Origin of the sequence: Cronobacter sakazakii (assembly GCF_000982825.1) — a bacterium.
GTDB classification, from domain to species: Bacteria; Pseudomonadota; Gammaproteobacteria; order Enterobacterales; family Enterobacteriaceae; genus Cronobacter; species Cronobacter sakazakii.
The window spans coordinates 2,356,057-2,378,661 of record NZ_CP011047.1 but is presented as its reverse complement, the minus strand read 5'-3'; the positions used below and the strand labels follow the sequence as shown (position 1 = coordinate 2,378,661).

42 protein-coding genes and 1 pseudogene are annotated in these 22,605 nt (G+C 52.0%); 21 read left to right on the top strand and 22 right to left on the bottom strand.

From position 1 onward, the window contains the following. Positions 1 to 471: 471 nt before the first annotated feature. The 21 genes from CSK29544_RS11395 to CSK29544_RS11305 form a co-directional block, all read right to left on the bottom strand. Positions 472 to 1,236, bottom strand: coding sequence for an antitermination protein (locus tag CSK29544_RS11395; protein WP_029039643.1), 765 nt, complete (start codon positions 1,234 to 1,236; stop codon positions 472 to 474). Further along, a complete protein-coding gene (locus CSK29544_RS11390; RefSeq protein ID WP_029039642.1) occupies positions 1,233 to 1,412 on the bottom strand; it encodes a hypothetical protein in 180 nt (59 codons plus the stop codon). Before CSK29544_RS11390 ends, CSK29544_RS11395 begins: the two co-directional genes overlap by 4 nt. Continuing rightward, positions 1,409 to 1,666 carry a DUF7740 domain-containing protein gene (locus tag CSK29544_RS11385; protein WP_029039641.1) on the bottom strand — a complete coding sequence of 86 codons (258 nt, stop codon included), beginning with the start codon at positions 1,664 to 1,666 and terminating at the stop codon, positions 1,409 to 1,411. Before CSK29544_RS11385 ends, CSK29544_RS11390 begins: the two co-directional genes overlap by 4 nt. Continuing rightward, positions 1,663 to 2,274 (bottom strand): recombination protein NinG, encoded by a 612-nt coding sequence (locus CSK29544_RS11380; protein WP_012125646.1) that lies wholly within the window; start codon positions 2,272 to 2,274, stop codon positions 1,663 to 1,665. The genes CSK29544_RS11385 and CSK29544_RS11380 overlap by 4 nt, the downstream gene beginning before the upstream one ends. Further along, complete coding sequence (locus CSK29544_RS11375) at positions 2,267 to 2,515, bottom strand: hypothetical protein (RefSeq protein WP_151451316.1); 249 nt, start codon at positions 2,513 to 2,515, stop codon at positions 2,267 to 2,269. Before CSK29544_RS11375 ends, CSK29544_RS11380 begins: the two co-directional genes overlap by 8 nt. Then, on the bottom strand, positions 2,496 to 2,681 hold the full coding sequence (locus tag CSK29544_RS11370; protein WP_029039639.1) for a protein NinF: 186 nt from the start codon (positions 2,679 to 2,681) through the stop codon (positions 2,496 to 2,498). Before CSK29544_RS11370 ends, CSK29544_RS11375 begins: the two co-directional genes overlap by 20 nt. Next, a complete protein-coding gene (locus CSK29544_RS11365) occupies positions 2,674 to 2,958 on the bottom strand; it encodes a phage protein NinX family protein (RefSeq protein ID WP_029039638.1) in 285 nt (94 codons plus the stop codon). The genes CSK29544_RS11370 and CSK29544_RS11365 overlap by 8 nt, the downstream gene beginning before the upstream one ends. Next, positions 2,958 to 3,179, bottom strand: a complete 222-nt coding sequence (locus tag CSK29544_RS11360; RefSeq protein WP_029039637.1) for a hypothetical protein — start codon at positions 3,177 to 3,179, stop codon at positions 2,958 to 2,960. The genes CSK29544_RS11365 and CSK29544_RS11360 overlap by 1 nt, the downstream gene beginning before the upstream one ends. Continuing rightward, positions 3,169 to 3,348: a NinE family protein gene (locus CSK29544_RS22825; protein WP_071844232.1), complete on the bottom strand. Its 180-nt coding sequence runs from the start codon at positions 3,346 to 3,348 to the stop codon at positions 3,169 to 3,171. The genes CSK29544_RS11360 and CSK29544_RS22825 overlap by 11 nt, the downstream gene beginning before the upstream one ends. Next, positions 3,324 to 3,899 (bottom strand): phage N-6-adenine-methyltransferase, encoded by a 576-nt coding sequence (locus CSK29544_RS11355; protein ID WP_029039636.1) that lies wholly within the window; start codon positions 3,897 to 3,899, stop codon positions 3,324 to 3,326. Before CSK29544_RS11355 ends, CSK29544_RS22825 begins: the two co-directional genes overlap by 25 nt. Next, a complete protein-coding gene (locus CSK29544_RS11350; protein WP_029039635.1) occupies positions 3,896 to 4,336 on the bottom strand; it encodes a recombination protein NinB in 441 nt (146 codons plus the stop codon). Before CSK29544_RS11350 ends, CSK29544_RS11355 begins: the two co-directional genes overlap by 4 nt. After that, entirely contained in the window at positions 4,317 to 4,472 is a 156-nt protein-coding gene (locus CSK29544_RS24580) for a hypothetical protein (RefSeq protein ID WP_169737564.1), read from the bottom strand. Before CSK29544_RS24580 ends, CSK29544_RS11350 begins: the two co-directional genes overlap by 20 nt. Further along, positions 4,469 to 4,954 carry a hypothetical protein gene (locus tag CSK29544_RS11345; RefSeq protein WP_029039634.1) on the bottom strand — a complete coding sequence of 162 codons (486 nt, stop codon included), beginning with the start codon at positions 4,952 to 4,954 and terminating at the stop codon, positions 4,469 to 4,471. Before CSK29544_RS11345 ends, CSK29544_RS24580 begins: the two co-directional genes overlap by 4 nt. Before the next feature lie 147 nt (positions 4,955 to 5,101). Further along, on the bottom strand, positions 5,102 to 5,890 hold the full coding sequence (locus tag CSK29544_RS11340; RefSeq protein ID WP_052735625.1) for a DUF551 domain-containing protein: 789 nt from the start codon (positions 5,888 to 5,890) through the stop codon (positions 5,102 to 5,104). Positions 5,891 to 5,892: 2 nt separating this feature from the next. Beyond that, positions 5,893 to 6,198, bottom strand: a complete 306-nt coding sequence (locus CSK29544_RS11335; protein WP_029039734.1) for a hypothetical protein — start codon at positions 6,196 to 6,198, stop codon at positions 5,893 to 5,895. After that, complete coding sequence (locus CSK29544_RS11330) at positions 6,195 to 6,533, bottom strand: hypothetical protein (RefSeq protein WP_076723684.1); 339 nt, start codon at positions 6,531 to 6,533, stop codon at positions 6,195 to 6,197. The genes CSK29544_RS11335 and CSK29544_RS11330 overlap by 4 nt, the downstream gene beginning before the upstream one ends. A 404-nt stretch (positions 6,534 to 6,937) precedes the next feature. After that, positions 6,938 to 7,630, bottom strand: coding sequence for a replication protein P (locus tag CSK29544_RS11325; RefSeq protein ID WP_029039736.1), 693 nt, complete (start codon positions 7,628 to 7,630; stop codon positions 6,938 to 6,940). Further along, positions 7,627 to 8,502 carry a hypothetical protein gene (locus CSK29544_RS11320; RefSeq protein WP_029039737.1) on the bottom strand — a complete coding sequence of 292 codons (876 nt, stop codon included), beginning with the start codon at positions 8,500 to 8,502 and terminating at the stop codon, positions 7,627 to 7,629. Before CSK29544_RS11320 ends, CSK29544_RS11325 begins: the two co-directional genes overlap by 4 nt. Positions 8,503 to 8,513: 11 nt before the next feature. After that, positions 8,514 to 9,230, bottom strand: a complete 717-nt coding sequence (locus CSK29544_RS22065) for a GIY-YIG nuclease family protein (RefSeq protein WP_052367210.1) — start codon at positions 9,228 to 9,230, stop codon at positions 8,514 to 8,516. Positions 9,231 to 9,263: 33 nt separating this feature from the next. Next, positions 9,264 to 9,539: a CII family transcriptional regulator gene (locus CSK29544_RS11310; RefSeq protein WP_029039738.1), complete on the bottom strand. Its 276-nt coding sequence runs from the start codon at positions 9,537 to 9,539 to the stop codon at positions 9,264 to 9,266. 112 nt (positions 9,540 to 9,651) lie between these two features. Further along, on the bottom strand, positions 9,652 to 9,879 hold the full coding sequence (locus CSK29544_RS11305; protein ID WP_012815642.1) for a helix-turn-helix domain-containing protein: 228 nt from the start codon (positions 9,877 to 9,879) through the stop codon (positions 9,652 to 9,654). Between the two features lie 98 nt (positions 9,880 to 9,977). Here CSK29544_RS11305 and CSK29544_RS11300 point away from each other — a divergent pair, with 98 nt between their 5' ends. The 18 genes and pseudogenes from CSK29544_RS11300 (at position 9,978) to CSK29544_RS22805 (ending at position 18,079) form a co-directional block, all read left to right on the top strand. Further along, entirely contained in the window at positions 9,978 to 10,667 is a 690-nt protein-coding gene (locus CSK29544_RS11300) for an XRE family transcriptional regulator (RefSeq protein ID WP_029039739.1), read from the top strand. 648 nt (positions 10,668 to 11,315) lie between these two features. Further along, positions 11,316 to 11,675 carry a transcriptional antitermination N peptide gene (locus CSK29544_RS11295; RefSeq protein WP_029039740.1) on the top strand — a complete coding sequence of 120 codons (360 nt, stop codon included), beginning with the start codon at positions 11,316 to 11,318 and terminating at the stop codon, positions 11,673 to 11,675. Further along, a pseudogene (locus CSK29544_RS25250) lies at positions 11,672 to 11,788 on the top strand (pentapeptide repeat-containing protein); the annotation flags it as partial. The gene CSK29544_RS11295 and the pseudogene CSK29544_RS25250, both read left to right, overlap by 4 nt. 124 nt (positions 11,789 to 11,912) lie before the next feature. Next, positions 11,913 to 12,581, top strand: coding sequence for a pentapeptide repeat-containing protein (locus CSK29544_RS11290; RefSeq protein ID WP_046623026.1), 669 nt, complete (start codon positions 11,913 to 11,915; stop codon positions 12,579 to 12,581). Positions 12,582 to 12,625: 44 nt separating this feature from the next. Continuing rightward, positions 12,626 to 12,805: a hypothetical protein gene (locus CSK29544_RS11285; RefSeq protein WP_032975650.1), complete on the top strand. Its 180-nt coding sequence runs from the start codon at positions 12,626 to 12,628 to the stop codon at positions 12,803 to 12,805. Positions 12,806 to 13,215: 410 nt separating this feature from the next. Next, the gene (locus CSK29544_RS22815) at positions 13,216 to 13,353 is read left to right on the top strand and encodes a protease FtsH-inhibitory lysogeny factor CIII (protein WP_071844233.1); all 138 of its coding nucleotides are present in this window, start codon (positions 13,216 to 13,218) and stop codon (positions 13,351 to 13,353) included. Beyond that, on the top strand, positions 13,332 to 13,487 hold the full coding sequence (gene kil, locus CSK29544_RS11280; RefSeq protein WP_007706457.1) for a host cell division inhibitory peptide Kil: 156 nt from the start codon (positions 13,332 to 13,334) through the stop codon (positions 13,485 to 13,487). Before CSK29544_RS22815 ends, kil begins: the two co-directional genes overlap by 22 nt. A gap of 94 nt (positions 13,488 to 13,581) precedes the next feature. Then, positions 13,582 to 13,890: a hypothetical protein gene (locus CSK29544_RS11275; protein ID WP_029039759.1), complete on the top strand. Its 309-nt coding sequence runs from the start codon at positions 13,582 to 13,584 to the stop codon at positions 13,888 to 13,890. Beyond that, positions 13,890 to 14,819, top strand: coding sequence for a recombinase RecT (locus CSK29544_RS11270; protein WP_042391939.1), 930 nt, complete (start codon positions 13,890 to 13,892; stop codon positions 14,817 to 14,819). The genes CSK29544_RS11275 and CSK29544_RS11270 overlap by 1 nt, the downstream gene beginning before the upstream one ends. Further along, positions 14,816 to 15,496 carry a lambda exonuclease family protein gene (locus tag CSK29544_RS11265; protein WP_029039757.1) on the top strand — a complete coding sequence of 227 codons (681 nt, stop codon included), beginning with the start codon at positions 14,816 to 14,818 and terminating at the stop codon, positions 15,494 to 15,496. The genes CSK29544_RS11270 and CSK29544_RS11265 overlap by 4 nt, the downstream gene beginning before the upstream one ends. Before the next feature lies 1 nt (position 15,497). Next, a complete protein-coding gene (locus CSK29544_RS11260) occupies positions 15,498 to 15,695 on the top strand; it encodes a hypothetical protein (RefSeq protein WP_029039756.1) in 198 nt (65 codons plus the stop codon). A 32-nt stretch (positions 15,696 to 15,727) separates the two neighbouring features. Further along, positions 15,728 to 15,889 carry a DUF2737 family protein gene (locus CSK29544_RS22810; RefSeq protein WP_071844234.1) on the top strand — a complete coding sequence of 54 codons (162 nt, stop codon included), beginning with the start codon at positions 15,728 to 15,730 and terminating at the stop codon, positions 15,887 to 15,889. Then, positions 15,886 to 16,260 (top strand): ead/Ea22-like family protein, encoded by a 375-nt coding sequence (locus tag CSK29544_RS11255; RefSeq protein WP_029039755.1) that lies wholly within the window; start codon positions 15,886 to 15,888, stop codon positions 16,258 to 16,260. The genes CSK29544_RS22810 and CSK29544_RS11255 overlap by 4 nt, the downstream gene beginning before the upstream one ends. After that, the gene (locus CSK29544_RS24690) at positions 16,257 to 16,901 is read left to right on the top strand and encodes a hypothetical protein (RefSeq protein WP_052367212.1); all 645 of its coding nucleotides are present in this window, start codon (positions 16,257 to 16,259) and stop codon (positions 16,899 to 16,901) included. The genes CSK29544_RS11255 and CSK29544_RS24690 overlap by 4 nt, the downstream gene beginning before the upstream one ends. Then, positions 16,901 to 17,113: a hypothetical protein gene (locus CSK29544_RS11245; RefSeq protein WP_029039754.1), complete on the top strand. Its 213-nt coding sequence runs from the start codon at positions 16,901 to 16,903 to the stop codon at positions 17,111 to 17,113. The genes CSK29544_RS24690 and CSK29544_RS11245 overlap by 1 nt, the downstream gene beginning before the upstream one ends. An 89-nt stretch (positions 17,114 to 17,202) precedes the next feature. Beyond that, positions 17,203 to 17,457: a hypothetical protein gene (locus tag CSK29544_RS11240; protein WP_029039753.1), complete on the top strand. Its 255-nt coding sequence runs from the start codon at positions 17,203 to 17,205 to the stop codon at positions 17,455 to 17,457. A 33-nt stretch (positions 17,458 to 17,490) separates the two neighbouring features. Beyond that, positions 17,491 to 17,838, top strand: a complete 348-nt coding sequence (locus CSK29544_RS11235; protein WP_029039262.1) for a hypothetical protein — start codon at positions 17,491 to 17,493, stop codon at positions 17,836 to 17,838. 31 nt (positions 17,839 to 17,869) lie between these two features. Next, positions 17,870 to 18,079 carry a helix-turn-helix transcriptional regulator gene (locus CSK29544_RS22805; RefSeq protein WP_306453721.1) on the top strand — a complete coding sequence of 70 codons (210 nt, stop codon included), beginning with the start codon at positions 17,870 to 17,872 and terminating at the stop codon, positions 18,077 to 18,079. On the opposite strand, the gene CSK29544_RS11230 is transcribed toward CSK29544_RS22805, so the two are convergent. Then, positions 18,048 to 19,235: a tyrosine-type recombinase/integrase gene (locus CSK29544_RS11230; RefSeq protein WP_042390936.1), complete on the bottom strand. Its 1,188-nt coding sequence runs from the start codon at positions 19,233 to 19,235 to the stop codon at positions 18,048 to 18,050. The genes CSK29544_RS22805 and CSK29544_RS11230 overlap by 32 nt on opposite strands. A gap of 313 nt (positions 19,236 to 19,548) precedes the next feature. Between CSK29544_RS11230 and CSK29544_RS11225 the strand changes: the two genes are divergently transcribed. The 3 genes from CSK29544_RS11225 to CSK29544_RS11215 are packed head-to-tail and all read left to right on the top strand — an operon-like array spanning position 19,549 to position 22,504. Continuing rightward, a complete protein-coding gene (locus tag CSK29544_RS11225; protein WP_029039260.1) occupies positions 19,549 to 20,529 on the top strand; it encodes a Bug family tripartite tricarboxylate transporter substrate binding protein in 981 nt (326 codons plus the stop codon). A gap of 14 nt (positions 20,530 to 20,543) precedes the next feature. Then, entirely contained in the window at positions 20,544 to 20,975 is a 432-nt protein-coding gene (locus tag CSK29544_RS11220; protein WP_007897458.1) for a tripartite tricarboxylate transporter TctB family protein, read from the top strand. Positions 20,976 to 20,986: 11 nt separating this feature from the next. After that, complete coding sequence (locus CSK29544_RS11215) at positions 20,987 to 22,504, top strand: tripartite tricarboxylate transporter permease (protein WP_004388273.1); 1,518 nt, start codon at positions 20,987 to 20,989, stop codon at positions 22,502 to 22,504. Positions 22,505 to 22,605 lie beyond the last annotated feature (101 nt).

Below are 22,605 nucleotides of genomic sequence, written 5' to 3'. Positions count from 1 at the left end.
ACGCCAGCGCTTACCTGGCTTAAAAAGTTCAGTTCCCTTACCTGTTATGTGCTCCGTTTCGTGGAGCTGACGGCTGGCGATCAACCCAGCACCTATATGGGATTTACTAAGGCGATATGCCAGTTGTTACCCACGAATGAAAGCACTATCAGTTACGCTGCCTGTTCCGCCACGCGGTTACGCTGCCTGTTCCATCAATGCCCTTGCCGGTTTCGTCTCATGCTTCTTTGGTTTGACGATCCCACTCTTCACGAAATTTAGTCGGGTTATCGAAACCCTGAGTAGCGTTGCAGCTTTTCATATGAACACCTGTTGCTTTGGTTGAGCCAATAAAAAAGCCCCGAGCTATTAACTCAGGGCTTAATGTTTTTAGCGCTTAACAACGTGCGCAACTTCCACTGTTAGAAATCATATCCGCAGGTTCGGGAAAAGTAAATAGCGCACGACAAATTAATGCGCTATTTTCGGTTTTTACCTGGTGACTTCTCGTAACTGTGCGTCAGCCCACGATTCTTCCACCTCAAACTTGATGATAAGAGCATCGTAGAATGGCTTAACTGACTTCTTCCACGTGTCGAGTGATATGGAATCCGTGATTTGGCATACCGCAGCAAAGGCCTCGGTAGAGGGCAAACGAGGATAGCCGACGCCGCCGCAGCGCTTGCAGTCAGATATCACTGGAACGCCCTGCTTTTCTGTTTCCTCCTGATTTATCGCCTTCCCTCGCCCCTTGCAGTCAGAGCATGCCGTAGAAACCACACCCTTTCCTTTGCACTTCTGGCACAGCACTTTCACCTGCTCCCTTCTGGCCGCGAGATTCGGTCGACCAATGTGCTTCATGGTCACGACTTCCGCATGAATGAAGCCTGCGCCATTGCAGCATTCACACTGCCGGGTGCTCCCGGCGTTGCGTGAATAGTCCTCAAAGGCGTAAGTTGCGAGCGCTTGCATTACCTTTGGCTTAATATCACTTTCGAGCTTGCGCAAGGCGGCAACCTTATCGCAGCGCTCAATTGCATACAGGGTCAGCATTTCAATAGCTTTCTCACGGTCATTGCTGCTGACGCCCATTTTCCCCATAAACGCCGCAAAGCCCATCTGCGCGCGATTCTGCACCATTCCCTGAGCTGCCATGATATCAGTGCCGGTCAATGCGTCTGAAGCCGTAGCTCGCGGGGAATCGCTTATCATGGTCGATTTAGCGAAGTGGTATTTCAGTGCGTTTTCCAGGTTCATGCTGCATCGCCTCCCTCTGGTTTGTTGATGCCGAGCCGGTTTTCCAGCTCCTTACGCATTTCCTTTAAGCGCCGCTCGGTCTCGTGAACGTTGTTAAGCTGCCACTCAACAGCCTCAAGCATCTCCTTATCCTTCTGGCGCTGCTGAGCTAATGCGATGTTTGTTACCGTCGTCATGCTGGCTCTCCCACCATTGAATCGAGTTGTCGGCGCAGCATCTTGAGTGCACCGTCCGGGAATGGCTGGCGCGCCAGTCCGGTGAATATGCCGTGCACTTTCCGGTCGCTCAGCCGCGGCAGTAAGGCGTTCACCGTCGCGCGGATAGCACCGTTAACCTTGCGCCCGTCTTTCTGCGCCAGCTTTGCGGCCAACTCCACAGTCACCAGGGCATCGAGATATTCCTCGCAAACCTCTCTGCTTATTTCGCTCATGCGGCCTCCTCGCGCGAATTGCGCAGGTCTTTAAGCTTCTGCTGATACTCCGCCTTAATCGCTTTGCACTCTTCGATAGTCCAGCGGTGGCGATAGTGGTTAGATTCGACAGCCTCGACTGCTGACAGCCCGATACGCCGGATAAGCTCTGCCCGGTACGGCACGAGATTGCCGCTCTTGTGCTGATTGCACACGACGCATTGCTTATGGATATTGCGTTCATCAAAGCGAAGCTGAGGTGCCGCAGCAGTTGTCCGGTAGTGACCGGCATCCCACTGAGCAGACGTGAAAGTTCCGCACGAGATACATGGCAGGTCGCGGTCTCTTTCTCTGATGAAGGCGTTTACGGCTTGTTGGGCTTGTTTAATCCAGTAACTGCGGGGCTTTAAGGCGAGCTTTCGAATCTTGAGTCTGTCTTTCTGCTGCTGTTCTTCTCTTCGTCGTTTCTTCTCTGCTGCTTTGAGTGCTTTGTCTCGCTCCCTGTTTCGTCGCTCAAGCGCTATCTTTGCGCCACACTCGGGCCCACACCACCACTGGTTAGCGAATGCCGGGTGGAACCACTCTCTGCACTCTTCGTTTTTACAGCGCCTGCGAGGTGATTTAGCCATTAGCTTCCTCCTCTCTGATTTTTTTAATCGCAGCCTTCAGCTCGTCAACTTGCTGTGGCGTCCAGGCTTCGCGGAGGTTTTCGGTAACCCGCTTTAGCTGGTCGGCGCTATCCCTTGTCATCAAGCACACCTGTCGCCCGCTCTTCATCCAAACATCAACTTGTTCAACCTTTTCCTTGTAGAGCCTTTCTGCCGCAAACATGGAAAGTTTTAGTAAAATGTCATAAAGCCACGTCATCATTACCCTCCGACACAAAATGATTCGGGTCTCTATACACAAGCCATTCGTTGATGCACTCGCCGCAGGCATATACCTCATCGGCATCCAGCTGCTTGCTGCATCCTGCGCATAGAGCTCTGGCTATGCTCTGCTGCTCGTAGGTTTGGGTTTGGATGGGGTTAAGCATGTTGGCTTTCCTGCATCATGAGGAAGACAATCATGGCGGCGCGGAGTGGGTTTGGGTGTGTTTCTCCGTCAATCTGCCATTCAACACCGTCAACCCAGTACGCATCTGAGGACGCAAGCCACATCCCGTGCTCATATTTGGCGAGTGAAATGCCATTTCGTTGGATAATCGGCCATGCGGCGCCGGGGTCGTTGCAGTAGTCGGTGCGAAATCTCTGTGAAACTACGCGCCCTACCATGTTATTGATTTCATCATCACTTAACTGTGAATAGTCCATCAATGCAGCCTCGCTGTGTTTGTCTCTGCCGGCTCAATGGTGATAACCAGCTCTTTGTCTTCCAGTTGCCAGATGAGCCCTTTGTCTTCTTCGCCCTCGCTCATCTGCTCGACGAAGCCCATCAGGTAATTCATCAGGATGTTCATGGCATCCACGCCATCGCCCTGCATGTCTTCCATGAGGTCGGCGAAGCGCTCTGCGTACTCGTATTCATTGTTCATGCTTCCTCCTGGCGCGTTGACGAAGCCACCGGACATCAGCAAGGTGGGCCGTATACGCATACGTTGGGATTTGTGAGGGAGGCAATTCAGGTTTCTTCTTTCGGCGGGGCCGTACGATGAATATGCAGTTTTCCATTACAGCGACTAGGCTGCTTTTCCGTTTTCGCATTTCAGCGCCTCCATGCGTTTCCGGCCATACGCCATAAGCTCGTCGCGCTCAACAGTCGTCATCCGGCATTCGCCAGCTCGCGGCCACGGGTGCCAGATGATGAGCATCGAGCCTTTGTTGTTGCCGTTTACCGGCTTGCCCGTGCTTGCGTTCAGAAATGAGAGCCGCCCGCCAGTAATGAACCTGACCTCATGCGCTGTCTTGATAGCCTCTTTGAACCACTGGACAGAGGTATCAGCAGGCAGAAGCATCACGCAGCCAACACTGTGATCTGCATTCTCCTGTGCGGCCTTCTTAACGAAAGGCATCGGTGCACTGTATGGAGGGTTCAGCCACGCGTAAGCCCGCCCAACTCCGATAGGCATTTTCGAGAGCCAATTCGCTTCGAGCGTGTTTTCCATTTCATCAATGAACCTGGTGCAAAGCGCATTACTTTGGCTGGCTGCTGCATCAAGGAAAAACGGGAACTCGCTCCGTAACGCCCGGTAGATTTCCGGCGGGGTTTGCCAGAGGTCTTTTATCTCAACTGGCGTGTTTGATTTGTCTGTCATGCCGTCACCTTCCTTCCTGTTCGTTTAGCCCACTCAATCGCTTCCTGAGCGTCCTCACTCCACCGGACGTCTCTCTCTGCACCGAACGCGTGAATCAGCTCCAGAAGCTCGCTGAATTCGCTTACGCGCATCTTTGAGGTCGACTGGCCGAGCACGACAAAACCGCCTTTAATCCCCGGCGCTGAGCGTTGGCCTTTAAGCGCCGCCGTGAAGATGTGCTTCCAGTCTTCGCTATCCAGCTTCATGCCATGCCAGACGACCTGCTCAGACACATCGCGCAGGGTCGCCCAAAGACGCTTGTTCTGCTCTATTGAGCGCGTCTTTTCCTGAATGGTTACGATGAGAGGTCTTTCCGGGTCGGGGTAAAGCTGCTGGATGGTGCGGATTGCGTTTTGCTGGACTAGCGGTGTGCGAATTTCAAAAGTTTGTTTTCTCATTCCTCTTCTCCAGCTTAATCAGTACGAATGCACTGCGCAGCAGAATCAGCGCGTCAGTGAACATCAGGCCGTCCTGTTTAACGATGGCCGCGAACATGAAGCACAGGCCGATGAAGACCAGCATTATGATGCTCATACCCTCATCTCCTGCCGCACCGCGCGCAGCTGCTGATTGATAAACGCCGTCATGGGGTTTGAGCATCCGAACTTGCATAACTCATGCGCTGCGACATACAGGAATGAACCCTGGTGCTCGCTGCACTTCTCCGAGTTGTAGCGCTCAATACGTCCTGAATCGTGTTCGTCACGGAGAATGCGCTGTACTGCGCCCATATCTATGCCGGTGCCCTCTGAAACCTGGCGGGACGATACCGGACCATGTTCAGTGACGTATTCGCGGATACGCTGGCGACTCGTTTTACCTTCACTAAGTTCATAAAGGCGGCAGCGTGTTCCCATGCCGGTGCTTGCAGAGCGTACCAATGCGCCCTCTCGCACAAGACCACAGACTATGGCGGCCACACGGTCGCCCTTTCCGCCGAGCTCCTCAACGAGCTGCTTGACTGTGCCTTTCCGGTTCATTTCGAACCAGGTCATAATTTGCAACTTGGTTATCATGATGAGTCTCCGCTCAATACCTCGCCTTACTGATTGCCTGAAGCATTATCAGCTGGCTGGTAAAGAGATATCGTTTGGTGAGTGTTTCGATGTCGATGAAGCGAGGAGTGCCGATGTATCTGGCGATGGTGTCTATGTCGTCGAGGGTTATTTGCATGGCGGCTCGGGGAGCGGTTGCCAGTGAGTCGCCTTATATCTGTGAATAGAGCTACTGATATAGAAATGCGCGTCCTCGAAACTTTCTAATTGACCAATGCAAGTGTCGCCATGCTCGTCTGTCAGTAAAACATTTACGTATGTATCAGGCATCCGCTCGCTGCATGGAATCCAGCCATCAGGCTCCCCGGATGAACCATGCGTCATGGCTTCCTGCAGACGGTCAAGCTTCACGTATTCCCGCGCCGAATAACCATCTTTAATCCAGGCGGCAGCGACTTTTGCCGAGGTTGTATAGTCGTAACACTCGCCACACTTGGTAAGAAGCTCGTACAGGTCAGCGACTGGCGTACACTCGAAACCATCGCTGCCACCAACAACCTTACCTGCCAGCGATTCGAACTGCTGCGAGGTGGTGTCGGCTTGTGCCTGCTCGGCTTCCATCATTTGCTCATACTCAGCAATCTGTGGGTCATACGGCAGAGAGTCGTCATCAGCACCAGGCGCGGGCGGTGCTGTGCAATCACATTCAATGAGAATTGGCTCTCCCCATGGCTGCACCCCGCCGCTATCGGCTAATCCAGTGTTGCCGCATTTTGGGCAAACGGCTGATTCTTCCTTCTCCCGCTCTTTGCGCAGCGCCAGAAGCTCATCCATCGCCACAACGCCAAGGCCAAACATCTCGTACTGCTCTTTGTCTTCTACCGGGTCATAGTCATGCTGCCAGCATTCAAATGCGTTACGCAGGTCTTTGGCCTGTTCTGTGCTAATAGTGCTCATGGTTAATCCTTGTGATGTTCGGCTGGCGTTTGCCAGAAATCTTCATTGTCGCGATCTGCCCAGCGGAGCCAGACGCAGTCGTAAACGAAAGGGATGAATGCTTCGAAAAATGCCTTCCACTGCGCATCCCGGAAGCCTGTGGCGATATCCACCATATCTTCAATGGGGAAGCTGCGCGTTGGTGGACGCTTGATGCCAGAAAGTCTTTCGAACTGAACTATCAACTCCTCTTCATCGAGGCAGACATCCATTACTGCCTTGAATCGTGGGTTCAGAGCCAGCTCCATCATTGCCATAGATATGGTCATGCGAAATCCTTGTGATGTTCGGTAGGAGAATTGCTGATTACGGATTTGGCGATAAGCCTTTTCAGCCGGCGATACATTTTCTGATAGCGTTCCGGATCATCAGTGGTAATGCTCCATGGGTCCTCGATAAGCATGCCGTCACTGAATACCGAGCCGGTTGATGGGTATCTTGAAAAGATTATTGCCCGCGCTTCAGCATTAATTGCGCCCCTTAATGTCAGGTAACAACGCCCTCGTGTCGGGGCGAAATAGACCTCTCGCTGTCTCTTAATCACTGGCATGATCTGGCCTCCATTAGGCACCTGTTGAACATTTGGGTTAATGGATTTGCGCACCCGAAAGCGCCTGTCAATTTGGGTGATTGGTTGCCGCGTTTGCTTTTCCTCACCCGCTCACTCGCAGAATCGCCAACAAAATAAATAAATCCCCTGGCAGCGCTTTCCCTGCGAAGCCTTCCCTCTTTCGTCAGTCTGTTGAGTGCTGAAATAACCGAACCCCGCTCAATCCCTGTGCTCTTTACGACCAAAGACGAAAGACAGCCTGGATTCAGGTCAACGCATGAAACTATTGAGCCGCTATTGAATTTCCTCTTCACTCGACACCTCGACCTTCCTGCCAAAAGAAAAAACAGCTATTAACAAACGGGTTCAGGTAGCCGATAGCTGTTCTGGACAGGTCATATTTAGACCTGAAGATACTTGAGAAAAGCTCTTCGAAACGGATTCGTTCCATATCCATATCAGTGCCTCCGGAACTTGTGCTTAGCCCTTAACTCGGCGATTTTTGCCAGGCCTTTCTCGTTGCTAAGGGGGATGTGAAGTTTGGGGATCTGAACTACAGGCGCGGGGATTTGCTCACCTGACTCGATACGAACAGACATCTTTCGAAGCTCTTCAGAACACCGCTTCCGGAGTTCAGGCTCGGTAAGGTTGAATGAGCGCATAAGGTCGTAAAGCTTCGTTACCATCCAGTAGCAGGCGTTGCTTTTCCATGGGTACTCTTCAGGTGTGGCGTACTGACATTTTTTCGCGCAGTACTGCATTACCATTTCGAAAAGCTCTGTCGTATCTGGTAGTCCGCTACCCCTGAATTCCGCGTCTTTGCACCAGGCTATGAATTGCCCTGGAGAAGGCCAGAAAGGGGACTCACTGGCGCGGGCACGTTGCATGCCGGCTTTAAGCTGTGCTTTGTTTTGGATTTTGTTCTCTGCAAACGCGGCAATCCACTGACGCTTAGCAGCGGCCTCGTCGCGCGGGTCTTTCAGGACGGTGCTGACAGATGCCGGGAAAAGTTGCTTCAGGTTATCGAACAGTATGTCGACTAGCTTCTCGGCTTCGAAATTCACGCCGCGTTCTGGCTCCTGGTGATTTTCAGCAAGGCGAGCCAGAGCGTTGCTGTCGCGATTGTTTATCGCCTGGACAAGGTTTTTCATAGGAAGTTTTCCTCCCACTCGTCTTTGTCGTTCCAGTGTGATTGGTTGACAGCCGCTCTCTGAATTGGTCGGCCTGGAGAATGTTTGTTCTGGTAGTTCAGCTTGGCACTGGCAGTACTAAACCAGTTTTTCGGCTTCTCATGCGTGAATTCCAGATCCAGGCGAGTCAACTCTGCTGCCAGGTCAATATTTTTGAAAAGCGCCTTCCAGGAATCGAAGTCCTTCTGGTTCAGTCGAATAACATTTCCCTCGAAGGCGTAACGACTAGCCATCTGGTGAACATTGCCATCTTCGGAACAAGTCGCGTCAGCGGCTTGGGTGTTAACTACGGAATCAGGAATCAGAATGAGGGAATCAGGAATCAGGTTAAAGGAATCAGCAGGATTTAAATTGTTCTCCACTGGTTCTTGCACCGTGCTTGCACTGTGCTCTAACTGTGCTTGATATTTATCAGTGACTTGTGATTCATTTGCACTGTTATTGCACTGTACTTGCATGGTGCTTTCATCTTCCTTGACTTGTTCTTCTTCCTGTTTTTCATCTGCCTCGCAGTATTCAGGTATCTCACTAGGAGCTTCCTTGCAGTGAGGGTTCTGGTGTTTTTTCCAGTTGGTGATCTGGATGTATGCGCCATCCTGAACCTGATAGCGTTGAATGAATTTGCGATCATGAAGCTGCTGAAGAAGCTCATCGCAATCGACATTATCGAAAGGAAGAACGAGAGCTTTCACCTTCTTTGGCCGGTCATCCAATCGACCTTCTTTGTCGGCTATAGTCCATAACCCGGCAAACAAAAGCCGGGCGAGAGGTGAGCATTCGGCTAGTTCATCGTTAGTGAAGAAGCCTGGTTTGATGTTTCTTGATCTAGCCATAATTACCTCGGTCAAATTGGCAGATGGAACAGTCCAGGCTTATTTCTCTCCTCTGGATGTTCTTTTAGGTAGGCTTCAAAGCTCTGAGCTAGCCCTTGGATTATTCGCTTGGTTTTGTTTTCATGAAAAATGACGGATGAACCGTTGAGCGAGTAGGTTTTAATAAACCTTGTTGACAGTCGAATCATTGCTTCCGCTGTGGCAACAGGATCACCAAATACTTCTATTCCCAACTCTTGGAACAATTCGACTAAATCAAGCTTGTTTCTTTTGTCAAAGCAAAAGACGTCATATTTATCAGCGAGAGTTTCTACAGATGAACCTCTCTCATCCAGTCCACATGCAGACGCTGCCTCTTCTAATGTTTCGAGGTCACACTTAAAAAACTCTCTGTTTTGGCTTACGCGAAAATCATTTAGATACAGATGAATTTCGGCCTCATCTTCTCTCGGATTGTCGCTGTAATAGGCTTTAGCCACTTCAAATGGCATTGGAATGCCAGTCCCTTGAGAAATTTCCTTTGCTCTAACTTCTGGCTCAGAAGTGGTCATACCTATCTTAAAAAGACCAGGCATAACTGGATTTGTTAGGGCATAAACCCAGCCTTGATGACGGTAATCTTCTGGCAAATTCAAGTGCCTCAGAGGATCCATATCAATTTCCATGGCCTCATCAAGAATCCGTTGCTTGTGTTGCGATAGCTTTACTTTTTCTTCTGTAAATTCCATAATTACTCCTGTTACTTGGCGTAACACAGTTTGCTAAGCCTCAAGCGTTCCAGCGCTTGGGGCTTTATCTTTTGTGAGAAGCAGTGCTACCTGCTTTGCAAGATTCGATAATTCCTCGTCTTCAACTCCCCACTCCAGAATTGCCAACAGCATCGACATCTTCGGGATCATGCTGGATTTCCAACGGGTAATTTGCGACTCATCAACGCCCAGCTGCGATGCGATATTTCGCTGACCGCGAATAGCGATGCGGTTAAAAATGTTGCTGGTAATTGCGTTGGCTCTCTTGCGTGTGCTTGTAAGTTCCATTCGGTATTCTTCCTTTGTGGTTTAGATAGATACGTGCGCAGACCGTGGGGTCTGCCACTTGATTGAATTACCGCGTTGTCGGCGGTTCAGATTGGTAAAGAGCGGGTACTGCTTAGGCGGCTGAATCAGTCGCCTTCATGTATCGGTGCGGGTAGAGAATCTGCATCTCGCTAATCTTCCCCTTGAAGAACTTTGCGAGCTTCTCAGCTGTTTCGAGAGACGGAACCTGCATTCCCCTTTCGATTCGACTCAGGTTGCCAACGTCCAACTGTGTTGCGATGGCTACCTCGGCGATTGTCAGCTTTTTCTCTACACGCATTTTTCTAAGTGGCGTCTGCATATTGCACCTCCGTAATGCGCTATACGCATAATATGCGAAATAAAAAATATGCGCAAGGCGCTTTGCGTGTCACGCATAAAAAAGGTTGAATATGAGCCATGAAAATAGGCGAAAAAATCCGACAGATTCGCAAAGCGAATCAGATGACCCTCAGTGAGCTTGCGTTGCGCGTAGAAAGCGACGTAGGGAATCTGTCGCGTCTAGAGCGCGGCATGCAGGGTTATAGCGACACTCTCATTCAAAAGATTGCAGAAGCTCTCGGAGTTCCTGTAGCTGAGCTATTCTCTTCTAATGAAGCCAGTGATACTGTAGATACATACAGTGTTGGTTCCATTATAAAAAAGGGGAGGAATGATGTGTATCGAATTGACGTTCTTGATGTTTCAGCAAGCGCAGGTGATGGGGCTGCCTCGAAAGACGTCGTAGAAGTTATACGGTCTATTGAGTATGTGCCTGACCAGGCCAGGGTTATTTTTGGTAACCGGCCAGAATCATCTGTGAAGCTCATCAACGTTCGCGGTGACAGCATGGAAGGAACCATAGAGCCAGGCGATCTCATCTTTGTAGATGTCGGCGTCAGTGTTTTTGACGGTGATGGCATCTACGTTTTCAACTTTAATGGCGACATGTTTGTTAAACGACTGCAAAAGGTGAAGAGCCAGCTGATCGTGATTTCTGACAATCCTCGCTATCGTGAGTGGACAATTTCAGAAGAAGAAATGCATATGTTTCATGTGGCTGGTCGCGTTATGCTAAGCCAATCTCAGCAGTTCCGCCGTCACGGATAGCCAACATTTTGCATACTAAGCCCGCCATGTGCGGGCTTTTTTGTGCCTGTAGCAAACCCTGCCTAAATATTTTTCTCTCTCTGTTTCATACGCATACATCAAATTCCCCACTTTTTTAACTACACCCTCACATTATGCGCTTGACGCATATGCGCTATACGCATATTATTCATCTCAACAGCAGGACGCTGGTAGCCAAACGGAACAGATTGGCATCGCTCTTTAACTTCGACGGTGCGCTGACAAAGCGCGAACAGATACCAAACGAGATGGGTTTTGGATTGGATGAATGCGCAGGCTGATGCGCACACGAATGTAACTTGCTGGTCAAGTCTCCCCACAGCGACGGGGGTGCAACTGATTCATTTCGTGGCATGTCTAGCTAGCCGGGGTTCAGCGCCGGCCATCCAATCACCAAATCCATTTCACCAGGCGAAATGCAGCCGCCAAACACAGCCAATGCTGCACATGCAACAGGAGGATTTATGTGAATGCATAACTTCAAAACTCAGATTAATTAAATCTATCGATCCGGCGCGAGCATCGTCCTTTTTGGTGCATAGATGCTCTTTCTGCCCCTCTTATGAGGGGCTAGAGATGACTCTGAAATGAAAGCATTTCAAAGACATTTCACACGAGGACAAAGCCATGACGGTTATCCAATACGGTTCTTCAGTATCAGCTGGTAACGCTAAAACTCGCCGTCATGAGCGGCGCAGAAAGCTCGCTATCGAGCGTGACTCTATCGGCAATATCATCGACTCCATTTTAGGTTGCGAGGCTCCTGACGCTTCTCAGGAAGAATCACGCAAGCATGCAAGCCGCGTTGACCGAGCCACTTCGCTCGTAGCTCTCCGCGACAAGAAGCTGGAAGTAACCGAACGCAAGCGCAACCCGGCATACAAGAAGCCGGTTAACCACCCTACCCACTTGATTAACGCGCACCAGAAAATGCGCGGTAAATCGATTCCGGCCTACTACGACCAATCAAAAGGATTAACAAAATGAACTCTGCTGAATTATCAAAAATTCTGGATGAGCACAAAGTGTGGATGACTTCGTTTGGTGAAAACGGATCTAAAGCCAACCTGCGCGATGCCAACCTGTACGGTGCCAACCTGAGCGGTGCCAACCTGTACGGTGCCAACCTGAGCGGTGCCAACCTGAGCGGTGCCAACCTGAGCGGTGCCGACCTGAGCGATGCCAACCTGAGCGGTGCCAACCTGAGCGGTGCCAACCTGAGCGGTGCCGAGCGATGCCAACCTGAGCGGTGCCAACCTGAGCGGTGCCAACCTGAGCGGTGCCAACCTGTACGGTGCCAACCTGTACGGTGCCAACCTGAGCGGTGCCGACCTGAGCGATGCCAACCTGAGCGGTGCCAACCTGAGCGGTGCCAACCTGAGCGGTGCCGACCTGAGCGATGCCAACCTGAGCGGTGCCGACCTGAGCGATGCCAACCTGAGCGGTGCCAACCTGAGCGGTGCCAACCTGAGCGGTGCCAACCTGTACGGTGCCAACCTGTACGGTGCCAACCTGTACGGTGCCAACCTGAGCGGTGCCAACCTGTACGGTGCCAACCTGTACGGTGCCAACCTGAGCGGTGCCAACCTGAGCGGTGCCAACCTGAGCGGTGCCGACCTGAGCGATGCCAACCTGCCTGATCTCACATACGTAATCATAGGTGAGAAATACTTCATCAGCATCACGAACGGTGAATATGTGCGAGCTGGGTGCCAGAACCACACCGCAGAGGAATGGCGTAAATACAGCAAGCATGAAATTGCTGAAATGGATGGTCGTAAGGCCCTGAAGTTTTACCCACGCTTGCTGGATATTATTGATTTCTATCTTGGCAAGGGTGAAAGACCAGGCTGGTTAACCATCAAAGAATACGCAGATGAGGTCGCAGAATAAGCGGCCTTTCTTTTTGGCAGCAAGCCACTTATCTGAGGTGAGATATGGATGAGGAAGTCGAATGCGACATATGCGGCAAAGGGATTGCTGCGGTTGCCGTTTACAGTGGCGATGGTAATGAAGAGTTGTGCCACGAATGCTATCACGACATTTACGACATAGATGATGAGGCCGTTGAATATCAGCCGATATCCGATAGCCGATTCATGGAGTCGGTTATCTGATGCAATCCGCATCATAACCAAGACAGGAGACGAAGACCTGTTCTGGTTAAATGGAGAAATAACCCTTGTTGCCTGTTCGCCCGGCATTGCGTCCGGGCATTTTTTATAAGTCTTTAAACAGGCATTTTGCGGCAAAAACTGCTGAAGCATGAACATACTCTTCATAAGAGTATTTATGTCCGCACTCACAAGTAGCGTTGTTCCAGCCCTCTTCGGTACTTAAGTCCCCGATTATTTCCTCTGACCCGCACTCAGGACAGCAAAAGTTCTCTTCCATATAAAACCTCCGATGTGTTGTGGAATATGGAATCTATCACCTATCAAAAGCATTTGAACATTAATTCAGCATATCAATAGCGCCTATTTTAGGCGTTTTCGCTATGCCAATCACAAATAACAGGAACCCCACGATGACATTTGCTATCGCGGGCGGTGCCGTCTTGGGTGCCGCTCAACTCAATGAATCGCTACTCGACCTCATCACCCGCCGCATACGCGGTATCTGCACAACGCTTAAGGAGCTGACATGTACGGCAATCAAACAGTAAACCATCAGGCCCTTATGGCCGCGCAGAGCAAGGCGGTTATCGCCCGCTTCCTCGGTGACGCCGGGATGTGGCTGCAGGCCAATAAGCAGATGAAGCAGGCAGTGAGCATGCCCTGGTACCGGAGGCCGCAATGAAGACCCTCAACCCTCGCGACATGACTGATGAGCAGTTTGCCCGCCTCATGAAAGATTTGATGAAACAGACACCAAAACAACAGGAGCAGAAGCAATGAGACTGACCCTGAACGACGTCAAAGAAATCGAGCAGATTATCGCCGCGCTGGACGCAACTGATAACGAGCGCATCAGCGATGAAGTTGAGCGTCTGGCGAAGAAAGCAAACCCGTTTATTTCGGCTCTGGCGGGGCTGGATGCTGATGAGCATACCGGTGACGCCATCAACTATCTCGAAGGCCATAGCATCGCGTTTCAGGACGCATCCGAGGGTTGGTGGATTGATGCGCTGACCGAGCGCGTTACTGCCGAGTACGCCATCGGCATCTTCAAGGCACGGCATTCACACAGGGAGGCAGCGTAATGGCAAGCCCGGTTGTTAATCAGGTATACGAGCTTATCAATCCCCTGAAGGTTGAGTTCGAGCAGGTATGCGCTGAGCCATCAATAAATTTCAAGCGTGAATCAGAGTTTGCGATGCAGATATTCGCCAATAACGACTATCTCGCAAAGACTGCAATGAATAACACGACCAGTACCCGCAGCGCGATCATGAACGTTGCTGCGATTGGCATCACGCTGAACCCAGCGCAGAAACTGGCCTATCTGGTTCCACGGAAAGGAGCCATTTGCCTCGATATAAGCTACATGGGGCTGATGCATATTGCCCAGCAATCAGGGGCAATTAAGTGGTGCCAGTCGGCAATCGTCCGTAAAAATGACCAATTCCGTCGCGAGGGTCTCGATAAGCCTCCGGTTCACATCTATAGCGAGTTTGACACCAAAGAACAGCGCGGAGAGGTTGTAGGCGCTTATGTTGTCGTGAAAACGGACGATGGCGACTACCTGACGCACACCATGCGTATTGAAGACATTTATTCAATACGTGACCGGTCTGAAGCATGGAAGAAGTACAAAACTGACAACAGCAAAAAATGCCCGTGGGTTACCGATGAAGAGCAGATGATGCTCAAGACGGTCGTGAAGCAAGCTGCCAAATACTGGCCGCGCCGTGAGCGACTCGACGCGGCAATTGACTATGTTAATACCGAGGGGGAAGAAGGTATTAACTTCGCCGCAGAACGGCAGCCTGAGCGCGATATCACCCCGGCAGACATTGCAACCATCAAAGAAATTAACGACGTACTCATCGCCATGAATAAAACGTGGGATGAAGACCTGTTGCCTCTTTGCTCGAAAATCTTCCGTCGCGAAATTCTCGCGTCATCTGAGCTTACCCAAATCGAAGCCGTTAAGGCACTCGGATTCCTCAGGCAAAAGGCGGCAGCATGACTCCAGAAATCATCCTTGAGCGCACAGGGATAGATGTGCTCACGGTTGAACAAGGAGATGAGGCGTGGCAGAGGCTGCGCCTCGGAGTTATCACCGCATCAGATGTTCATAACGTCATATCAAAACCACGCTCAGGTAAAAAATGGCCGGATATGAAGATGTCATATTTCCACACCCTTCTCGCTGAGGTGTGTACCGGCGTAGCTCCTGAAGTTAACGCCAAGGCTCTGGCATGGGGAAAGCAATACGAGGATGACGCAAGAGCCCTGTTTGAGTTCACTGTCGGCGTTCAGGTAACCGAGTCGCCAATTATCTACAAGGACGAAACTATGCGCACTGCATGCTCACCGGATGGGCTTTGCAGTGATGGCCGAGGGCTTGAGCTTAAATGCCCTTTCACTTCTCGCGACTTCATGAAATTTCGCCTCGGCGGATTTGAAGCCATAAAGTCAGCGTACATGGCTCAGGTGCAGTTCAGCATGTGGGTAACTGGTAAGGATGCCTGGTACTTTTCGAATTATGACCCGCGCATGAGGCGCGAAGGACTTCATCATGTCGTTGTCGAACGTGATGAAAAATACATGGAAGAATTCACGGAAGCGGTGCCAGAGTTCATTGAAAAGATGGACATGGCGCTGGCAGAAATTGGCTTCACCTTCGGAGAACAATGGAGGTGAAATGCCAGCAGAACCATTCAAAAAACGCCGTGGCAATCAGCAGACGCTGGGCCGCAACTGGACCACCACCGAGTTAAGCCTCATCAAATCACTGGCCGGCAGCGTCCATCCCAAGATTATAGCCCGCCAGTTAAACCGCTCATACGAATCTATCCGCCAGATGGCAAAGCGCGAGCACATCAGCCTGCGTCGCGTTTAATCGTGCGCCACGGACGGCGCGAGGAAAAATTCATGATTACACATGACCCGCGTATCACACCAAGCGAGCTACAGGCTCGCGTCAAATCTCAGCCGATGCCGAGCCGCGAAGAGCTTATGAAACGCAACAGCTTCGGTTCTGTGAATAACAACAAATACCTCAACCGCTGGCTGCGTCAAGGCGGTGCCGCATGACCGACACAGCAAAACTGAAAGCGGCGGCTGAGAAAGCACGCTGGGGCGACTGGTCTGCATATAAGCCGCATAGTGGAGCGCGCGGATACGAGGTGCGCGTTGGTAGTGAGGCAGTTGCGCAGCATTGCCTGAAAGACGACGCAGCGTTTATTGCCGAAGCAAGCCCAAAGGCTGTTCTCTGCCTGATAGCAGCGCTGGAAGCCGCGCAGAAGCGCATCGCTGAACTGGAGGCGCGCAAGGTTAAGCTGCCGAGCATTAACCCGCAAATGTTCAACGACGATGTGATGTTTGGTTATCGAAAAGCACAACGCGAGGCGGTTGAATTTTGCGCCGTCGCGGGCATCAATCTTGAGACAGGGGGTGAAGCGTGAGCGAAATAAGCAAAGCGGCGCTGGCTGAAGCGTGCGAAGAGAAAGTGAGACAGCTTGAGTTTTCGGTTAAACAGAGCGCGTTTGATTCAGTCAGGCAGGAGCTTGAGACCGAATTAGCAATCGCGCGCGTAGCACTGCTGGCGCTGCGGGAGCGGGCGGAGCCGGTTGCGTGGCGTCACGATGACGGGCCTTTCTCTTCGGGGGCATTAACCAGATCAAAATCTGTAGCTGGAAGTTGGATTGCGAATGGGTGGAAAGTAACCCCGCTCTACACCGCACCGCCCGCGCAGGTTGTGCCTGATGATGCTCTGACCAGGCTGGCGTTCAACATAGCCTTGTATTTCGCAGATGAAGAGACGAAAAACAACAAGGAGCTGTTTCATAAACTTATTGACCACGCTGTGGATGATTGTCGTTCTTTCATGCGCGCGACAATTCCCGATCCGGTTGTGGCTGATTCACTTGTCTCCGAGCTTCTGGCTATTGCGAAAAGAGCCGCTGAGGAAGCAGACGAATGCGCTAATGCCGAGTTTAGTGACAACTCAATGAAGCACGCTCGCGAAATTGCTGAATGGGAAAGACGCGCCGCAATTCTTCAACCTGTAAGCCAGCATTACAAGTTGCCTGGAAAGGAGGGGTGATGGATTGGATAAATAAATATGCATGGTACGGCAGGAAGGCAGCCTCTTCTGTACTTCCATTCATTCTGGGGATAATCGCCGAACAAAGGGCTCCTGATTATGCCCTGTGGTTCACAATCCCTGTGATTATCTTCTTTGGATGGGCACGTAAGACGCGTGCAGCTAATGATGTATGGTTCAGAGGGAACCGCGGACCTATTGATGATGACTGACACCTAAACTCCCACCCAATTGCACCACGAATTGACAGCTCGCCCACCTCAATTTACTGTATATAAATACAGTTATTTTGGGGTGCTTCATGAGTAAAGACTCGGACTATCTGATTATTTACAGGGGCGAGGTGCATCATCGCATTACGCCCGGTCGCTGGGTGCTCATTCAGCGCGCAAAGGAGTACGGCGGCGGGTGGTGGTTGGGGAAAGCATACGATGATGTTTTTATGCTGGAGTTCGAGAAGCCAAGTTCTATGGCTGTGGCAACTGAGTACATCATGTCGCATGGAAGGATGCAGACACTCCCACCCTGGGACGATGAATTTGAGTTGAAACCATGACCCGCTTAGGCGGGTTTTTTGTTGGAGAAATTTATGTCTGATTTGGCAATGAAGGTTTTGAATTGGCAGGCAAAGGGTCGAGTTGGAATAAGCAGTGCGACGATGGCATCAATTGCACTTGGCCTTGAAAAGAACTTTTATCATGGGCGTTTCGATGCTCCATCCGACCCGGCAGACCTGCACAGATGCATGCTTCTGGTTGAGGATATCCCTGAGATTAAAGATAGCTTTACCGAAATAGCGAAGAGGGTTAAGAGTTTTGCTCCAATTCTGCGCGAATGGGATCGGCTGACAGGTTTGCTAAAGGAGGAGTTGAAGCGACCAGACAAGCGAGCGCCAGAAACTTATGCGCTCATGAAAGAACTACTCAAAGCCGCCTGATGGCGGCTTTTTTACGCCTGGAGATAATCGAATGAATACAGTAATGAGCGATAGACTCATGCCGATCACCGATGTGTGCGCGGCAACCGGCTACAAGAAGCCTACCATTTATGAATGGATGAGAGATGGTAAATTTCCACGTCCTGTTAAGATTGGCAGAAGCGTCCGATGGCCTTCCAGTGAAGTCGATGCGTGGATAAAGGATAAAATCACTTCTTGTCCTCGATCAGGCCAGCAATAACACCTCCCCACCAATCCATCATTTCCCTTCTTTCTTTCATATACTCCGCATGATTGTACGCGGCAGCTACCCTATTCTTTTGCTGATGAGCCAGTTGTGCTTCTATCACTTCTGGCCTGAAGCCTTGCTCATACAAAGCGGTGGATGCCGTGGCGCGGAAGTCATGCCCGGTTATCTCACCGCTTGCAAACCCCTGATACTCGATGGCGCGATTAATGGTGGTTTTGGCAATTGGTTGGCCAGGCTTTGATGGGCTGGGGAAGAGATATTCTTTATCACCTGTCAGTGGTTTAAGTTCTTCCAGCAATGCGATAACATGGTCGCACAACGGAACGCGGTGTTCGCGGCGTTTCTTCATCACTTCTTTTGGGATTATCCATTCGGCTTTTTCTAAGCTGATATCATCCCACCTGGCAAACCTAAGTTCCTGTTGACGCACGAATGTCATAACCAGCATTTTTATGCAGATAACCATGACCGGGCTTTTGTAATTCCTTAGCGACACAAATAACTGACGAAGTTCTTCTGTAGTTGCAGGTCTTGCGTGTGTGGTAGGCTTCTGCATCACCGCGCCGCGAAGGGCATACGATGGATCGACTTCAGCTCTCAGTGTGGCGACGGCGTAGCAAAAAACGGCTGAACATATCTGTCTCACCTTTCCTGCGGAATAAGCATTCCCGGCCTTCTCGAGCGTCCGCATCAATGCAAGTATGTGCGCGGCTTTAACGTCCTTTACTGGTATCTTCCCTATTGCGGGCAGGATGTGCTTATCCAGGAATCCACGATTAACTATCTGAGTTTTCTCTGCCCAAGTCTGGCACTTTCGCTCATACCATTCTTCAGCGATTGATTTGAAGGTGTTCTCTGCATCACCCATAACCATCAGCTTTTCAGTGTCTTTGACGATGGTTGGATTTTTGCCCTGCCTAACCTGTTCTCTTGCCCACTCTCTTTCTCTTCTGGCATCAGCCAGGGAGACGCCAGGGTACTCGCCTATCGTATAGCGCCCGTCTTTTTTTGGTGACAGCCAGAACCGGTATCGCCATATCTTGGCACCGGTAGGCCTGACATCAAGATAGAGGCCCTGACCATCCTGAAGCGAGTAAGGCTTCTCATGAGGTTTAGCATTTCTGATTTTTGTGTCGGTTAATGGCATGGCAACAGGACAAGGTGAAAAGTTTGTCCGGTAGGTTATCCGGTTTTTTCCCATCTCTCAATGAACGTTGGCATAACTCAACATAAACGTAACCGGCAGAGGTAAAGGGATTCAAGGTGGCTGACATAATGTGACATACCTCCACATTATTCAGTGTTGATAAGCCAGTAAGAGACGCATATCACATCCAGTAAAGTTTCTGTCGCGATGAAAGGAAACTGAAAGGCTTTAGTTTTAACAATCATGCAACCGATACGCTACAAAGCAGTTCACATAATCAGAAACATCACGGCAGTCATGCATGAGGATGAAAATGAAAACATCACTTCTCTCTACCCTGTTAGCAACGTCTCTGGCTTTCTCTTTTACCGAAGCCGTGGCGGCAGAAGCGCCGTCGCGCCCGGAGTGCATCGCGCCCGCCAAGCCCGGCGGCGGCTTCGATTTAACCTGCAAACTGATTCAGGTGAGCCTTCAGGAAACCGGCGCGCTGGAAAAACCGATGCGCGTGACCTATATGCCAGGCGGCGTCGGCGCGGTGGCCTATAACGCGATTGTGGCCCAGCGCCCCGGCGAACCGGGCACCGTGGTGGCGTTTTCCGGCGGCTCGCTGCTCAATCTCTCGCAGGGCAAATTTGGCCGCTATAACGTCGATGACGTGCGCTGGCTCGCAAGTGTCGGCACCGATTACGGCATGATCGCGGTGCGCGCCGATTCGCCGTGGAAAACGCTCGGCGACCTGATGAAAGCGCTGGAGAAAGATCCGAACAGCGTGGTGTTTGGCGCGGGCGCGTCCATCGGCAGCCAGGACTGGATGAAAACCGCGCTGCTGGCCCAGAAAGCGGGCGTCGATCCGCACAAGATGCGCTACGTAGCCTTTGAAGGCGGCGGCGAGCCAGTCACCGCGCTGATGGGCAACCACGTGCAGGCGGTATCCGGCGATCTCAGCGAAATGGTGCCGTACCTCACCGGCAATAAACTGCGGGTGCTGGCGGTGTTCTCCGCCGAGCGCCTGCCTGGCCAGCTCGCCAAGGTGCCCACCGCCAAAGAGCAGGGCTATGACCTGGTATGGCCTATCATTCGCGGCTTCTATGTCGGCCCTAAAGTGAGCGACGCCGATTACCAGTGGTGGGTGCAGACCTTCGAAAAACTCCAGCAAACCGATGAATTTAAAAAGCAGCGCGATCTGCGCGGCCTGTTTGAATTCAACCTGACCGGCAAAGCACTGGATGAGTATGTGAAAAATCAGGTCAACGACTACCGCGAAAAAGCCAAAGCCTTTGGGCTTGCGAAATAGCGCAGGAGGATGTGATGAGCGATCGCATTTTTGCGGGGATTTGGATCCTGCTCTGTATCGGCGGGCTGTTTGTGGCCTGGCAGATCCACAGCGAGTACGCCTACGAACCGGTCGGGCCGCGCCCTTTTCCGATGGGCATTATCGCGCTGATGCTGCTGTGCGCGGTGCTGCTACTGCTGCGCCGCCCGGATGTCGTGGACTGGCCGCACAACGCCGTGCTGCAACGGCTGGTGGTAATGGTCATTGTATTGCTGCTCTACGCCTGGGGTTTTGAATGGCTCGGCTTTCCGCTCGCCACCGCGCTGCTGACGGCGGTGATCGGTATGCTTTTCGGCGCGCAGCTTCCCGCGGCGCTGGTGTCCGGCGTGGCGATGGGCAGCGCGCTCTGGTACGCCTTTGACCGCCTGCTTGACGTAACGCTGCCTCTCGGGGCCTGGCTTAATTAACGGGAGCTTTTATGGATACCTGGCTTTATCTCTCGCAGGGCTTCGCCGTCGCGCTGACGCCCACCAATCTGCTGATTGCGCTGATTGGCTGTTTCGTTGGCACCATCGTCGGGCTGCTGCCGGGCCTCGGGCCGATTAACGGCGTCGCCATTCTGTTGCCGCTGGCGTTCGCGATTCATCTGCCGGCGGAATCGGCGCTGATCCTGCTCGCCACGGTCTATATCGGCTGTGAATATGGCGGGCGCATTTCATCGATACTGCTTAACGTGCCGGGCGACGCCGCGGCGATCATGACGGCGCTGGACGGCTACCCGATGGCGCAGCAGGGGCGCGGCGGCGTGGCGCTTTCTATCTCCGCCGTCAGCTCGTTCGTCGGCTCGTTTATCGCGATTTTCGGCATCATCCTTTTTGCACCCGTGCTGGCGGAGTGGTCACTGGCGTTCGGTCCGGCGGAATATTTCGCCCTGATGGTCTTTGCCATCGCCTGTCTTGGCAGCATGATGGCGCAAAACCCGCTGAAGTCGTTCCTTGCCGCGCTGATTGGCCTCGGGCTCGCGACGGTCGGTGTCGATGCCAACACCGGCGTGTATCGCTTCACGTTTGACAGCGTACATCTCTCGGATGGCGTGCAGTTTATTGTGGTGGTGATTGGCCTGTTCTCGGTCTCCGAAATTCTGCTGATGCTGGAGAGCACCAGCAGCGGCCAGACGCTGGTGCGCAAGACCGGGCGGATGCTGTTTAACGCCAAAGAAGCGGCTGCCTGTACCGGCGCGACACTGCGCTCGTCGGTAATTGGCTTTTTTGTCGGTATTCTGCCGGGCGCGGGGGCGACCATCGCCAGCGCCATTACCTACATGACCGAGAAAAAACTCGGTGATAAAGACGGCTCGTTCGGCAAAGGCGATATTCGCGGCGTGGCGGCGCCGGAGGCGGCGAACAACGCCTCGGCCTGCGGCTCGTTTATCCCGATGCTGACCTTAGGCGTGCCCGGCTCCGGCACCACGGCGGTGATGATGGGCGCGCTGACGCTCTATAACATCACGCCGGGGCCTGCGATGTTTACCGAACAGCCGGATATCGTCTGGGGGCTTATCGCGGCGCTGCTTATCGCTAACGTAATGCTGCTTATTATGAACATTCCGCTGATCGGCCTCTTCACCCGCATGCTGACCATTCCGCTGTGGTTCCTGGTGCCAGCGATTGCGGCTGTCTCGGCGGTGGGCGTTTACGCGGTGCACAGCACGACATTCGATCTGCTGCTGATGGTGGGCCTTGGCGTGCTGGGTTATATCCTGCGTAAAATGCATTTTCCGATGTCGCCGCTGATTCTGGGCTTTGTGCTGGGCGAGATGCTGGAGCAGAACCTGCGCCGCGCGCTCTCTATCAGCAACGGCGAGCTCGGCATTCTCTGGCAGAGCGGCGTCACCAAAACCCTGCTCATTATGGCCACGCTGGTGATTATCGTACCGCCGCTGGTGAAGCGACTGCGTAAGCGCCCGTTGAAAACGCAGAGCGATCTCTCTTCCTGATAGCCACCCTCGCTGGTGGCAGTTAAAATGCCGCCAGCGAGGGAAGTCGTTGTATTTTCGCCATATCTGCCCGATAGTTAGCCTTTTACATTTCTGGCAGA

Coding starts and splice junctions, on each gene's coding strand:
- CSK29544_RS11395 (WP_029039643.1), bottom strand. CDS start 1,236: ATGAACCTGGAAAACGCACTGAAATACCACTTCGCTAAATCGACCATG.
- CSK29544_RS11390 (WP_029039642.1), bottom strand. CDS start 1,412: ATGACGACGGTAACAAACATCGCATTAGCTCAGCAGCGCCAGAAGGAT.
- CSK29544_RS11385 (WP_029039641.1), bottom strand. CDS start 1,666: ATGAGCGAAATAAGCAGAGAGGTTTGCGAGGAATATCTCGATGCCCTG.
- CSK29544_RS11380 (WP_012125646.1), bottom strand. CDS start 2,274: ATGGCTAAATCACCTCGCAGGCGCTGTAAAAACGAAGAGTGCAGAGAG.
- CSK29544_RS11375 (WP_151451316.1), bottom strand. CDS start 2,515: ATGATGACGTGGCTTTATGACATTTTACTAAAACTTTCCATGTTTGCG.
- CSK29544_RS11370 (WP_029039639.1), bottom strand. CDS start 2,681: ATGCTTAACCCCATCCAAACCCAAACCTACGAGCAGCAGAGCATAGCC.
- CSK29544_RS11365 (WP_029039638.1), bottom strand. CDS start 2,958: ATGGACTATTCACAGTTAAGTGATGATGAAATCAATAACATGGTAGGG.
- CSK29544_RS11360 (WP_029039637.1), bottom strand. CDS start 3,179: ATGAACAATGAATACGAGTACGCAGAGCGCTTCGCCGACCTCATGGAA.
- CSK29544_RS22825 (WP_071844232.1), bottom strand. CDS start 3,348: ATGCGAAAACGGAAAAGCAGCCTAGTCGCTGTAATGGAAAACTGCATA.
- CSK29544_RS11355 (WP_029039636.1), bottom strand. CDS start 3,899: ATGACAGACAAATCAAACACGCCAGTTGAGATAAAAGACCTCTGGCAA.
- CSK29544_RS11350 (WP_029039635.1), bottom strand. CDS start 4,336: ATGAGAAAACAAACTTTTGAAATTCGCACACCGCTAGTCCAGCAAAAC.
- CSK29544_RS24580 (WP_169737564.1), bottom strand. CDS start 4,472: ATGAGCATCATAATGCTGGTCTTCATCGGCCTGTGCTTCATGTTCGCG.
- CSK29544_RS11345 (WP_029039634.1), bottom strand. CDS start 4,954: ATGATAACCAAGTTGCAAATTATGACCTGGTTCGAAATGAACCGGAAA.
- CSK29544_RS11340 (WP_052735625.1), bottom strand. CDS start 5,890: ATGAGCACTATTAGCACAGAACAGGCCAAAGACCTGCGTAACGCATTT.
- CSK29544_RS11335 (WP_029039734.1), bottom strand. CDS start 6,198: ATGACCATATCTATGGCAATGATGGAGCTGGCTCTGAACCCACGATTC.
- CSK29544_RS11325 (WP_029039736.1), bottom strand. CDS start 7,630: ATGAAAAACCTTGTCCAGGCGATAAACAATCGCGACAGCAACGCTCTG.
- CSK29544_RS11320 (WP_029039737.1), bottom strand. CDS start 8,502: ATGGCTAGATCAAGAAACATCAAACCAGGCTTCTTCACTAACGATGAA.
- CSK29544_RS22065 (WP_052367210.1), bottom strand. CDS start 9,230: ATGGAATTTACAGAAGAAAAAGTAAAGCTATCGCAACACAAGCAACGG.
- CSK29544_RS11310 (WP_029039738.1), bottom strand. CDS start 9,539: ATGGAACTTACAAGCACACGCAAGAGAGCCAACGCAATTACCAGCAAC.
- CSK29544_RS11305 (WP_012815642.1), bottom strand. CDS start 9,879: ATGCAGACGCCACTTAGAAAAATGCGTGTAGAGAAAAAGCTGACAATC.
- CSK29544_RS11300 (WP_029039739.1), top strand. CDS start 9,978: ATGAAAATAGGCGAAAAAATCCGACAGATTCGCAAAGCGAATCAGATG.
- CSK29544_RS11295 (WP_029039740.1), top strand. CDS start 11,316: ATGACGGTTATCCAATACGGTTCTTCAGTATCAGCTGGTAACGCTAAA.
- CSK29544_RS11285 (WP_032975650.1), top strand. CDS start 12,626: ATGGATGAGGAAGTCGAATGCGACATATGCGGCAAAGGGATTGCTGCG.
- CSK29544_RS22815 (WP_071844233.1), top strand. CDS start 13,216: ATGACATTTGCTATCGCGGGCGGTGCCGTCTTGGGTGCCGCTCAACTC.
- kil (WP_007706457.1), top strand. CDS start 13,332: ATGTACGGCAATCAAACAGTAAACCATCAGGCCCTTATGGCCGCGCAG.
- CSK29544_RS11275 (WP_029039759.1), top strand. CDS start 13,582: ATGAGACTGACCCTGAACGACGTCAAAGAAATCGAGCAGATTATCGCC.
- CSK29544_RS11270 (WP_042391939.1), top strand. CDS start 13,890: ATGGCAAGCCCGGTTGTTAATCAGGTATACGAGCTTATCAATCCCCTG.
- CSK29544_RS11265 (WP_029039757.1), top strand. CDS start 14,816: ATGACTCCAGAAATCATCCTTGAGCGCACAGGGATAGATGTGCTCACG.
- CSK29544_RS11260 (WP_029039756.1), top strand. CDS start 15,498: ATGCCAGCAGAACCATTCAAAAAACGCCGTGGCAATCAGCAGACGCTG.
- CSK29544_RS22810 (WP_071844234.1), top strand. CDS start 15,728: ATGATTACACATGACCCGCGTATCACACCAAGCGAGCTACAGGCTCGC.
- CSK29544_RS11255 (WP_029039755.1), top strand. CDS start 15,886: ATGACCGACACAGCAAAACTGAAAGCGGCGGCTGAGAAAGCACGCTGG.
- CSK29544_RS11245 (WP_029039754.1), top strand. CDS start 16,901: ATGGATTGGATAAATAAATATGCATGGTACGGCAGGAAGGCAGCCTCT.
- CSK29544_RS11240 (WP_029039753.1), top strand. CDS start 17,203: ATGAGTAAAGACTCGGACTATCTGATTATTTACAGGGGCGAGGTGCAT.
- CSK29544_RS11235 (WP_029039262.1), top strand. CDS start 17,491: ATGTCTGATTTGGCAATGAAGGTTTTGAATTGGCAGGCAAAGGGTCGA.
- CSK29544_RS22805 (WP_306453721.1), top strand. CDS start 17,870: ATGAATACAGTAATGAGCGATAGACTCATGCCGATCACCGATGTGTGC.
- CSK29544_RS11230 (WP_042390936.1), bottom strand. CDS start 19,235: ATGCCATTAACCGACACAAAAATCAGAAATGCTAAACCTCATGAGAAG.
- CSK29544_RS11225 (WP_029039260.1), top strand. CDS start 19,549: ATGAAAACATCACTTCTCTCTACCCTGTTAGCAACGTCTCTGGCTTTC.
- CSK29544_RS11220 (WP_007897458.1), top strand. CDS start 20,544: ATGAGCGATCGCATTTTTGCGGGGATTTGGATCCTGCTCTGTATCGGC.
- CSK29544_RS11215 (WP_004388273.1), top strand. CDS start 20,987: ATGGATACCTGGCTTTATCTCTCGCAGGGCTTCGCCGTCGCGCTGACG.